The organism is Pseudomonas sp. 29, from assembly GCF_002754355.1.
GTDB lineage: Bacteria > Pseudomonadota > Gammaproteobacteria > Pseudomonadales > Pseudomonadaceae > Aquipseudomonas > Aquipseudomonas neuropathica.
On record NZ_PEEY01000001.1, the window covers coordinates 1417189 to 1429202 of the forward strand.

3 protein-coding genes are annotated in these 12014 nt (G+C 56.1%); all 3 read right to left on the minus strand.

The window, feature by feature from the left end:
* Positions 1–2: 2 nt before the first annotated feature.
* The 3 genes from CLU80_RS06650 to CLU80_RS06660 are packed head-to-tail and all read right to left on the minus strand — an operon-like array spanning position 3 to position 11915.
* The gene (locus tag CLU80_RS06650) at positions 3–4055 is read right to left on the minus strand and encodes a hypothetical protein (protein ID WP_286079702.1); all 4053 of its coding nucleotides are present in this window, start codon (positions 4053–4055) and stop codon (positions 3–5) included.
* Entirely contained in the window at positions 4048–8172 is a 4125-nt protein-coding gene (locus CLU80_RS06655) for a Tc toxin subunit A-related protein (RefSeq protein WP_099757023.1), read from the minus strand. The genes CLU80_RS06650 and CLU80_RS06655 overlap by 8 nt, the downstream gene beginning before the upstream one ends.
* Entirely contained in the window at positions 8169–11915 is a 3747-nt protein-coding gene (locus tag CLU80_RS06660) for a Tc toxin subunit A (protein WP_099757024.1), read from the minus strand. The genes CLU80_RS06655 and CLU80_RS06660 overlap by 4 nt, the downstream gene beginning before the upstream one ends.
* Positions 11916–12014: the final 99 nt, after the last annotated feature.

Sequence of the window (12014 nt, forward strand, 5' to 3'; positions counted from 1 at the left end):
GTTCAAGGCAACTCCGAGTCAAAGAATTGAAGCCGGAATACTTCTTCATCAAGTACCGCCCCCTGCTCATCGACAACAGAAGCACGAATGGTCTTGTAGCCAACCATTCCTTGCGACGAATAACTTTTTCTCACCCATCCATCTTCCGTTGAAAATGAAGAGCCATCGGGAACACTGTTCAGTACCCAGAGAACTTTTTGGCCGACAATAGGCTTGCCGTCGGGGATCGATACAATCCTGAACGAGACAGGCACAGATCGATCAACCGGGTAACTGCCACTGCCGCTGATCTCAGTCATCATTCGCTCGTGCGCTTTAAGCGTAAAAGGAATCAAACTGACCTCCCATCCAGCCAAGCCCCCCCGAACGCCTGCATAGAGAAGACCGGGTTGAAGAGCCGAAAGTCGGAACACGACATTGGCGATACCTTCGCTATCGGTTGTCGTCGGCGCGATGTCGACTCCAGGAAAATCCCAATTGACCTCAACGTTTGCCAAGGGATTACCGGTAATGGCCGAGACGACGTAAACCCGGGCTGAAACTTCCTGCCCCGGATAACCGCTCGGGTCATCACTGACCAGCTCTTTGATCTCTCGCGGCTCGTGCAGGAAATACGGCAACGAAATCGATTCCGAATACTGCGCATCCCCCACCGTCGCGGTCAGTTGCGCCGCTCCGGGCGTCTTGGGCACAAAGCGGATCCGCGCCTCGCCATAGAAGTTGGTGGTCGTCGTCACCTCGCCAAGATCCGCACTGCGCCAGACAACGTTCATCCCCGCCATCGGCCTGCCACTGATGGCCGAAACAACGGTGATCTGCTCGGACACAGCCTCGCCCCAGTACAGCGTCTGGCTAACCCGCGAACGCTCGGCGATTTTCACCACTTGGGCGCCTTCGCCCACCGACATTGCATTGACTGGTGACCATCGAGCCAGGCTTTCGCAGGCCAGAAACAAGCCAAAACTGCCGTTACGCTTGTCATCGACCATGAAGGAATCGGTGAATCCCGCCTCGCGGCTAAAGACCCTTGGCAAACCGAGTACTGGCTGAGTAAAACGAATGCCGAGTGCCTCAGGTCCGGTGCCGACCATGCCCAGCGTCAAATTTCGACCGGACAAGAAGGTGTCTTGCGGGGCAGTTACATCGATTCTATGGGTCAGTTTGCGACGCGCAAAACCGGTGTCCTGGCCGAAAGGCTGTGCAGGCCCGTTGTCCATACTGAACTGCAATCGAGCCCACGGATCGTCGGCCAGCGAACAGACCTCCATCGAACGTGTATCAGTAGCATTGTCATACGGACTGCTGACAGACACCTCAACCGTTGCCGATCCGCCTGTGGTTGCCCCATACGCAAAGCCTGCCCAGCCATCGTCAGCAGTCACATGTTCTTCAGAATGACCATCCACCTTCCACTGCGTTGGCACTTGAACCATGGCAGCTTCCGAGAAATCCGAACGTACTTTCGCCCACATCCATGCTGGGTCCTGACCCACGATCGGGAAAACGGCAGACTCACGTACGGTTTCAATGCTGAGTTTGTTGTGGCCCAAGTGCATTCTGGTGACATCAATCGTGCCAGCCCCAGTCAAGAATTGTAGACCGAACTCCCCGGCCCCACGGCTAGCGGAACAATCCAGTGTCCAGGTCATGCCACTTTCATCAATATAATTGATGCTTCCCTGTGGAGGATTACGCACGATTCCCAGCTCTTCCGCCGTGCTGCCGTACCAGTTCAGTTCCATGTTAATACCCACCAATGGGCTCAACGCATTCGTTCTGAAAATATATCGGTGCACAGCGCCAATGCAGGGATACAGCGACTGACCTTTGTCGGTGCGCATTTGATCCAGAACGAGCGTGAACTCATCGTAAATATCCGGTGATATCAAGCGACCGAGCAACTCCCGATCCTCAAGTGAATCGGTCAACAACCGAAGTCCGAACATACTGCTGCGGCTCGTTATGAACTCAGAGCTCAGGGTCCAGATCAGCGGTTCATCCGCGAGCAATACCTTGGGCTCGCCAAGTTCACTCACCACCAACCCGATGCCTGGGTCGTCAATGCCCCATGCCAACGTGATTTCCTGGCCGATAAGAGGACTGTCGGCAAGCGCCGTGACCTGCAGGGAATGGGATTGGCCTCGTCGGCAGAAAAGCCCCCAAACATTGTCGATGTAGCCGCGATCAAACGTGATGTTGACTTTGTCTTTCCATGAACTCCTGGCAATCGCGGTCACGCTAAATTCGCACTCATGCGACTCGGCCGATTCATGCGCTCGGACCGCCGCGGTGATCGCATGAATCCCGTGTTCTCTGGTGTAAAACTTCAGGCTCCCCCAACCACCGCTTCCCGTTTGGCTTTGCACGACGCTGTAGGCGGTTTGCCACTCGACCAGCGCACCGATCACCGGTTCGCCGTCGCCCTGATCAGTAACATGCACCACTTGCAAGCGCAGGTACGCATATTCGTGTTCCTCCACCACCGGACTATTCTCGGCCTGACGTACCTCTTTGATCCTGATCCTGTTGCGCGCCAGCGACATACGTTTTCTGGGCGACGGCAACAACAGCTTCGAGCAGACCAGTGACAACTCGAATATCCCGTCGCGCCGGTCTTCGCAGTTCAGCGTCCAGGATGCAGTGCCCCCTCCATCGATCGGCATGGGCACCGATGTTTCCAGTGGCGGACTGACCACGACACCCAGTTGCCCAGGCTTGTCACCGTGCCAATGCAGATAGAAGTCGCTGCCTCGCAGACGACTGTTGGCCGCCAGCATTACATCAATGGAATGGGTAGAACCCCGGTTCGGATAACTGTTATCAATCCAGTCCCTGATTTCGTTGTTTTCACGGACAGTCAACCGTGCCCACGGATCCTCGCCCAGTACCAGTACGTCAAACGTCTGAGTCCACACACCCTGCTCGTAATAAAGGCTAACCACAGAGGCTTCAATAACGAAGTCCCCTGCTGCCTTCGCCTCATAATCGAAGTAAGCCCAACCTTGTTCATCAGTAACGGTAGCCGCCAACACCCCGTGTTCGGCGGTCGCCCAGTTCACCGTAAGCCCGGCAAATGGCTGGCCGGTGTAATACGACGCTACTTGCACACCCAAACGGACACTTTGCTCAATCAACGGGTAGTAAGCGGCCTCGACCACCTCACGAAAAATCAGTCGATGATGCCCCAGCGATACGGGGATCTCGTAGGCCTGCGCGGTGTAACGGTTGCGCAAGCTCAGGGTGAATTCGTAGTCCTGATCATCGATTAACGGGCAATCGAGCGTCCATGGCACGTCCAGCGATTGCTGGGTGTCCCAAGCAGGCGTCGCGACAATCGCGCCCTGCGGGTTATTGTCGATGCTCAATGCAACCGGGGTGCCGTCCCAAGGGTTATCCGGCACAGGTACAAAACCGAGTACGTGGGGTGTGATCAATGCGTCGCTGCCAAAAGCTCCGCCCCTGCTGGCGCCCTGACACAGGTACATTTTGCGCAAGGGCGGGAACGACATGCCGTCCAGCTCAACTTCCTGCAACTCAAGTGGTGCGAGTTTCAACTCGACTTTGACGCGTGTAACCCAGAGTTCGCCAAATGGACTTGAAGACTCTGTCGAGCTGTATATTTCGATGCGCAGCGGCTTTGAGCTTGAGATGTCCGATGTCAGTTCCACTTCATGCAGGGTCGGACTGAATCGCCTCTCTGGCCCTGATCCGAAACCCTCGCGCTGTTGTGCCTGATCAGGTTTACCGACGGGTTTGAGTTCGATGCGGTAATGCTCGATTTCTCCCTGAGAAATCCTCACCCAGCCTGATTGGCTGAAACTGCTTTCCCACAGAAAACTCAGCCAATAAGCACCATTGCCATCAGGATCTCTGGGAAGTGTGACGTCCTGCGTGACACCCGTGCCCTTCGGCGCTTTGATGTGTTTGACAGGCGTGTTGTCGTAATACGCCAGGCCTATGGCAACCGCCCCCGTCCTTGCCCAACAATCGAACCTTTCTTCGAAATCACCGTTGCACACCAGGTTTTCATTCACCTGAACGATAGGATTATTCATGACTCCGCACTCCCTTGCCCTTGCCCTTGCCCTTGCCGGCCGGGCCCTCTTGTGCTGCATTGACCAACTCCTTCACCGAATCGGTAAACGACTGATCTCCGCTCTTGCACGTATAGCGAATGCGCAAAATGACATCGTTCATTGAGCCCAGCATGGCCTCCTGCGGCGGTTCTTTATGCCATGGCCATTTCAGCTCCCAGGCGGACACCACACCGGTATTTTCAAATGGATAGAGCAAACCTTCATCTGGCTTCGCCGCCGCCATGCCGTTGTCGGCAATACCCACCGACAAGGCAATCTGCTGGCCCGGACGCAAGTTGAAAAGCATATCGGAAGGGGCCAATTCCTCAGGATCCGGATTGTGCAAGTACTGCACTGACTGCACCGAAGCCCGGCTGGCAGTCATACTGCCGACCTGCAGCAAGGTCGCGCGCACGTCCTCGAAAGGTCCCGCCAGCACTGGCAAGTCGATTTCCACCGAACTGATCTGCCGGCAGTAATGTCCCGGATAATCCCGATCGAACAGCAGTTGGGTGAGTTTGAATTCCAGCGAGCCGGTCGTCTGCAATTGCGCCAATGCAGCCTCCCAGCTACCGATACCGAGCTGAGGGTCTATTGCATCGTTGAACAGGCGACGCAAGGAGATGGTTTTTACCAGTTCAAGCCGTCGCTCGGTGCGCTGCAGGTACTCATATTCCATGCGCAGCAGAAACGCGCGCAGATGCTCGCCAGCGGTCAAACCGAGGCGTTGATCCTGCCAGATCTGCGGCAAGGGAATATTGGAATCGTAATCGCCGGTTTCGGCATTCATCGCCGCTTGCGCGCTGAGGCACAGACTGACTACTGCGTCGTAAGCCTGATAGTGCAAGGCCTTGAGCTGGCCCAGCATCCAGCCGAACAATTCGGCATTGGTCGCGCGCTTTTTCAGATAGTTGTACATCGTCAACGCCTGAGCGTTAGCTCGTAGCGTTTGCGCGAGGTTGGTTCTGGCCGCATCAATCGCATGGTTCTGCGCGACGATTTGCGCATCGATGGCCGCGATTTCTGCCAGCGCCTGATCGCGTTGCAACCCCCATTCATTGCGGCGACGGCGATAGCCTTCGGTGGTAGCTTGCTTGTCGGCATCGATTTGCAGCATCGACGAAGCTATCTCCAGGCCAAAGCAGATGGCATCCGTAACTTTGTCGATACGAAACCCGCCCATCGCCATACCGAAGATATTGGGCGCGGCCGCCAAGGCCGCGCCTACCGGTTTGAGGATTTTGGCAGTCAGCGCCAGCTCTTTGGACTGGTCCAGGTTTGCCATGACCTGATATTCGACAGCCGACACGTTTTCGTCATAGCGGGCTGCGTAAGCAGCAGCCCGTTCCCGAGCCACTGTCCGGCTCTGCTCAAGCGCCGTCATGCTCGCTTCCAACTGAGCGATGGATTGCTCCTGCACGGTTCTGGCGTAGTTGCCCAACTCCACCAGATGGTTTTGCTGCAGCTCTTCCTGCTCGGCACGATCACGCCGCTCAAGCAGATTGAGTACCTGGCTGCCGTAATCCTGCAAGGCCTGCACCGCACGCAAGGCAACCTCGAAGATCGTGCGCCAGCGAAACGCAATCACCACCAGCCGTCCGCCCATCGGTCTGGCGCCACCGACACCACCTGCGGCCAGATCGCGCAGCAATTGATTCGGGTCAGTCGGTGGGTTGAACAACGGCAGGAGCATGGGCTTGCCATCAATGGTCAAGTTGTTGCGCAAGTTGTTCATGCGGTACTGCGGCTGGTTGAACCAACTGAATAACTCATCATTGATGGGTGCCCTGAACGGCGGACACCCCAACATGCCCAGCATGGGAGCCGTATCGGAGCCGCCCGGAACATCTGCCAGGCTGTAATTCAATGTCTGCTCGAAATCTTCCAGTGCCGTACGCGTGCAACTTTGGGCCAGAAGGTTCTCCAGCGTCGCGGTCTGCCACAAGTTCACCGTTTGAGTCAGAGGCGGTTTGCCCATCAATGATCCCGCTTGTACATAGCACAGCTTTGCCGCCACCAGGCTTTCGCGGGTCAGTTGGCGGTAATGCCAGTCCCCCCAGGCCATGAGGTTCTTCACATATTCGATGAACATCAGCAGCCTCAAATGCACGGGCGCTGAATATCCAATCGCATCCGGGTCGGCGGGCGCCAAGGATTCACAGCCGGCATTGCCCAAATCGTTGATCAACGGTCGACAGCGCCAGTAGCTCGGTTTCTCGGGTACCGAGCTGCTGTCGGCAGTAGCCCGGGGATCGAAGACGAAATGCAACCACGTCTGTGCTTCGGCAAACCGCTCTTCATCACGCAAGCGTGTCGCGATCAAATGCGGCAAATGGAAAAACAGCTCCCAGAAAAACAACCCGTTGGCACCGTCGAAAGCGCCATTGCGTTCCTCGAAATCAACACTGGTAGGCGGTGGCTCGGACAGATGCTGGGAGTCCCAATTAATCAGAGTCGCTGGAGAGACAGTGGAGCGTGTGACCAACTCGGGGCCGAACAGCGAATTGAGCCGAACGTAGCGCAGTGCCCAGTCATCGCCAAGTTGAAAGTCGAGGAATTGAGCGGCATCCGAGGTGTTTTTCAGCAGCGTTGGCGCGAGAAAATCCGAGAGTTCGACAATCGTCAAGTCAAACTGTTTACCGCCAAAGCCTTCAATATCATTCTTTAGAGTGAACCTGACGTTGTCCCACGTTCCCTTTGGTCGACTGAAGGTATCCAAGAACTGCATTGTCCAATCGCCGGCGATTGCAACATCACTTTTCACAGGTTTAGGGTCGTCAATATTTGCAAGTTCCAACTGCAAGGTAAACGCAGTCTTCTCGATGCCTGGTAACCCTGTTGACCTGCAAAAGCCCTCAACCGTCAGCACATCATCATTACCCGATCGCATGGCGAAGACGTTCAGCCCCAGAAAAGCTGCCATGGAGCCTGACGGTGACTCACTTGGGACCACAGTAACCTCAAGACCCAAGGGGTGCTGAACCGTCAAGGCAGAAACAAATCGCTCATTCTTGGCCAGCTCCAGCCAGGTACCACCGTCTTCAACATCAGGGCGCATCAACACATCGATGATCGCTTTCTCGTTCAAGGCACCCGTGCCGGCCTTACCATTGACCAGCAACACCCCAAGCTTGCCTTTCGGGATCTGAGGGTCGACCCACACAGTTGCAATCAGCCGGGCACCTGCAGAAAGATCGTCATCAAACTCGCCATGGAGTAAATTCAAAGGCGCCGACCACTGGCCGTTCTGCCTCATGAAGGCCACATTGATATCCAGTTGATGGGGCACAAATCGGGATCTGTCGTCCTTATCGGGATCCGGAGGATCGGCTTCGATGATCTCGCCGACCTTGTCCCGCCACTCCGCCCAGACCAGACACAGTCGGCCGTTCCAGACCACCGGACGCATGTCCAGCACCCGCCCGGCAGGTTGAATATCCACCGCTTTCCATTCACTCCACGCCGCCGGGTTGACGGCCACACACGTGGGCGTGATCTCGATTTGCGCCTTGCGCCAGAAGTACTGGAACGGCGGCACCCGCTGACGCCCGACAAAGTAATAATCGGCGCGCTCCGGGGTCGTGCCGTCCATGTAGCCACTGACAACATCCAGATCGCAGATCTGTTCGAAGGCTTGCAAGTAATCCTGTAGCGCGGCTTGAACCGAATCGCTGCTCAAACGGGCCTGGTTGAGGTTGTTTTCAAGGGCCTTGAACAGATCCGTCTTACGCTGACGGACGAACGGATTGATGTAGTTTTCCGGGTAGAGCGCGATCATCTGCACTGCAGCCCAGTCCGAGTAGTTGTTGTACAGCGCCCAGTTTTCCAGCTGCTCGGGGGGAAACTCGTGGTTTTCGAAACCGGGCTCCATTTTGTTGTACACCGCACTGATATATTGCTGCGCACAACTGATCGCTTCGGCCACCCCCGACGTCTGCACACGAGCACTGTCCAACGGGTCGATGCGCAGCAATTCGAACACGTCCTCTGGGGTCAGCAAAGGCGGGTAACGCTCCGCCTTTACTTGCCCGATGCAATACTCAAGCAACGCGGTACGACGTTTTTCCTGCAACAGGCCAATGTTGTTCGATGTCATGATCCTTGCTCCGTGGAAGAGGTTCCCGCGTCACTGGCGGAAGGCGGTGCCGCTTGTTCAGGTGAGTGGGTGCGGCCTTGTGTCCCCCCAAATCGGATGGGTTCGAAGACAGTCCCCTTCCCGCTTGCCAGGCTGCGTATACCGACTTCGAATTCACCGCTGAAATCGCTGGTGATATAAACCGTGGTTTGACCTTGCTGATTGGTGAAACCCTGTTTCGGACGGATCGTTGGCCTTTCTTCGGGATCTGTTTCTACCTCCCAGGCCCAGCCCACCAGCATGTTGGCCCCAAGGTTTCCGTACTGGTCCACCATCGTGGCGTAGAGTGTGATTTCCTGACCAAGCGGCACGACCTCCGTTGGCACCGGAGACATCAGCCCGGTCGGGAAATTCATGCTCTCGGCGTGGGCGATGACGTCGATGCTCACTGCCCACTCAGGCTCGAGCAGGCTCAGGGAAAAATAAAGTCTGTCCGTGCCCAAGACTGTGCCCGGAAAATACTCAGCCGTGAGGACTCCTTCGGGATCGGTGATGCCCGATCTGATGGTCCCTAGCTCGGAGTGCCAATCAACAGCGATGCCTTTCAACGCTGCGCCTCGGGCGTCGGTGAGCGTCATCGTAATGATCGCTTTTTCATCTTTTTTACTAGCGAAGACTTCCGTCGGTTCTACTGCGCAAGTCATCCTGACCAACTGCTTCAGTTCGCCCGGTGCTTGCACGACAGGCACACGCGTCTGGGTCTGACTGAGCAAAGCCAGTTCAGCTGCCTGGGCATAGGCCTCGCTGGCATCGGTTGTCTCCGGCAAGGTTCCAATCCGCAAAATGGTCCGGGCATCCATACCGGTCTGCATCGACAACTGGTAAACGCGCATCAGCAGATCCAGTTGTTCCAGGGTTTTCAACACTTGGGTTTCAGGATCGATATGGCGAACACATTCGCTGACTTCCTGCGCGCTCCAGGCAAAGAATTCAGCCAGTTTGATGGCTGCTGCCTGCTGCACCACCCGCAATGCATCCTCGCTGGGTCGGGCAGGAAGCGAATGGACCTGACGCAGATAGTCGAGCAATTTCTGCTCCGGCTGTTCACTCATGCTGAACGCGCGGGTCAGCGTGGTCATCGCGTAAAGTATGCGCACCGAGAACACATATTTTTGAGAGGGATCGATGATGATGATGCTTTGGTCGACCCACGCCTCATATCCATAATCCAGATAATCCCGGACCAGGGCCGCACTCAAACCCAGCATTGAAACGACTTCGGCGCGCTGGCGCACAACAGCCAGCAATTCGAGTAACGGATCTGAAGGTTCGTCGCGCCTGCGCTGCGTCGCTGGCGGTTCGAGGTCAGTGCGGTCATACACCTGGCGCAACAGTTGGTACACCGAAGCATCGACCCAGTTCAGCACCAGAATGGCCAATTCGCCCTCGATGCCGGCGTAGACTGCCAGCGACTCCCTGACCAGCGAAACCTGAGCGTCTCTGGCCTGCAGAAGAACGCTGAGCATGATCTCGGCCAAGACGCTGACCTGGGCTTCCTCAATGTCCAGGCCGTTCCTGACGGCCCATTCGAGCTTCTCGCGGGCAAAGGCCGAATAATCTTCCGGCGTCATGGCAGTGGCCAGTATCAGGCCATTGGCATCGACAACCGGCGCCAGCCCCTCACTGTCAATCGACAATAAATCCAGCCAGTCGCTTCCTCCGGCCGGCGGGATACCGGCCACGAGAAATGAATTGTTGGATAAACGCGCGCTGGGCAGGAGGGTGCCGATCTTGTCGAAGAACTGCTGATCCTGCTGGGAGAAGTCGCTCAGACGCAGTGGTGCACTCACGTGCTGCAACATCCACAACACCGATATGTTGCTTTGCTCACACCATTGCACACAGGCCTGCATGGCTTCGATCAGGCTCAGCACGCCCGGACCGCCAGCCGTGGCGTCAGTGCGGCTGTCATCGTCCGCCACATCAACAATACGCGGCTTGCCCGCCAGCCCTTTGAGCCAGGTTTCTCCCCCCAGCACACTGAGCATCAACACGCCTTCGACCGGCGTGATATTCAACAGCCGGGGCAGTTTTACCAAACGGTAAAAACTGGAAATGACCGCCGGACTGCGCACCAGATTATCGGTAAGGTCATGAGCCTGGGCTATCGCCAATGCCAGGTAGTGGTAAGTCTGAAGATCAATGCCCAAACCACTGCATAGCTGGCTGACCGTCAGATTGTCTTGATCCGATGTCGGTATCAGCGCAAACGGTGTGCCGTCGAGTCTCAGCGGCTTGCGATAATTGTCTTGATTGTTGAAGACCTGATCGAACTGCGACAGTGCATCACCGCGACCGTACAGTGACAGTTCATCGAGAAACACGGCGAAATCCGCTGCCGTGCAGTTGTAGCGTTCACGCAGTCGCTGAAACAGACCCAATGCATGTATCACGTTGACCGAAATCGCCCATACTTCAGGCTTTTCAGCGCCGCGTGCCTGGGCCCTGATCGCCGCCACCAACAAGGCGTCAGTCTGCTCAGGGGGCAGACTCAGCCATTTGTCCAGGCGTAACTTGCGGTTGAGTCGATCAAAGAAATTCAGACCCTCGCTGGTTGTGGGTTCGATCATGATTTTATTGAAGCTGGATCCCGACTGAGCGGTGATACCAATAGCCGGATGAGCGTTGTTATTGATGTAAACCGAGCCGGATCGTCCACTTTCCGGGAGAAGAGTCTGATCGGGATAGTTCACGTTGGCAGAACGCCACGGTGTGTGATCCCCAACCGATAAAAGACTGATAACTTCCTCTGCCACTAGATTTGCATGTTCAGTCAAACTAAAAATGTAGGCGAGACCCTGTATAGCTATGTGAGCTCCGACGTCAAAATTGTCCAGATAGAAGGCAACGTAATTGTCGACGGTTTTGTAAGGTTCAGTAAGCAGCTGCTGCTGGTAAGGGCCAAGCCGAGAGGCATGGGCCAGGGCCGCAGCGGCAAGCCTGGTCAGGGAGCCGGAGTGCAAGAAGTTGGGAAATTTCTCGTCAATGATGTTGGCAAAATCCCCCACTGATCGTCCGTTGAAACCCGCAACCCCATCAACCGTGATCCAATGCTGGTAATACGGCAGACCGTTGGGATAGCGTGCCTTGATCAATGCCTGTTCAAGTGGAACCTCCGTGTTCGCAGCGATGAACGCCTGTAGCACGCGTACGATCACGTCGACTGATGACTCCGGCGCGTTCACCGCTTTACTGTCGACCGTCAACTTCATCAAATCCGTGCGACGCTCATGCAACGGCAGCTTGGTGTCGTCACCAACGGATTCGATCAAGTCTCGAATCAATCGATACAAGAAGACCAGATACGCCGAAGGCCCGAACATGGACTCCAGAGAATCCGAGGGGCACTTGGCTCCCAATTGCAGATCGAATATTCGCTCCAGTTGCGGCCCCTTAACGAGCGACATCAAACCACTGGACGGTCCTGTCGGCCCGACTTTGTCCGCCTGCTCGTGATGTTCAATAAATCGACGCCGCACATAGCTCGCCAGGCTGTTGGCCCGGCGCAAAAAGCGCCGGGCCTCTTCTTGCTCAAGTCCGTACTCGCCGACCAGCACCGGAAGTCCCTTTTCGACCAGAGGGAAAAATGATCCCCCCTGCTCAACGTAGCTCCAGAGCTTCGAAAGCCGGTTTTGCGCAGTGGACGTTTGCTCACCAAACAGCTGAATGAACAACTGCGCAGCGGGACGGAGTGAATCAGCCATGGTCACATTCCTTGAGTCGATAACGGGCCCGGTCCGCCTGACTGTCGTGTCAGGCGGACCTAGCGTTCCATAAGGATTTAGCGCTTGAACGCAGCAGCC

Coding starts and splice junctions, on each gene's coding strand:
- CLU80_RS06650 (WP_286079702.1), bottom strand. CDS start 4,055: ATGAATAATCCTATCGTTCAGGTGAATGAAAACCTGGTGTGCAACGGT.
- CLU80_RS06655 (WP_099757023.1), bottom strand. CDS start 8,172: ATGACATCGAACAACATTGGCCTGTTGCAGGAAAAACGTCGTACCGCG.
- CLU80_RS06660 (WP_099757024.1), bottom strand. CDS start 11,915: ATGGCTGATTCACTCCGTCCCGCTGCGCAGTTGTTCATTCAGCTGTTT.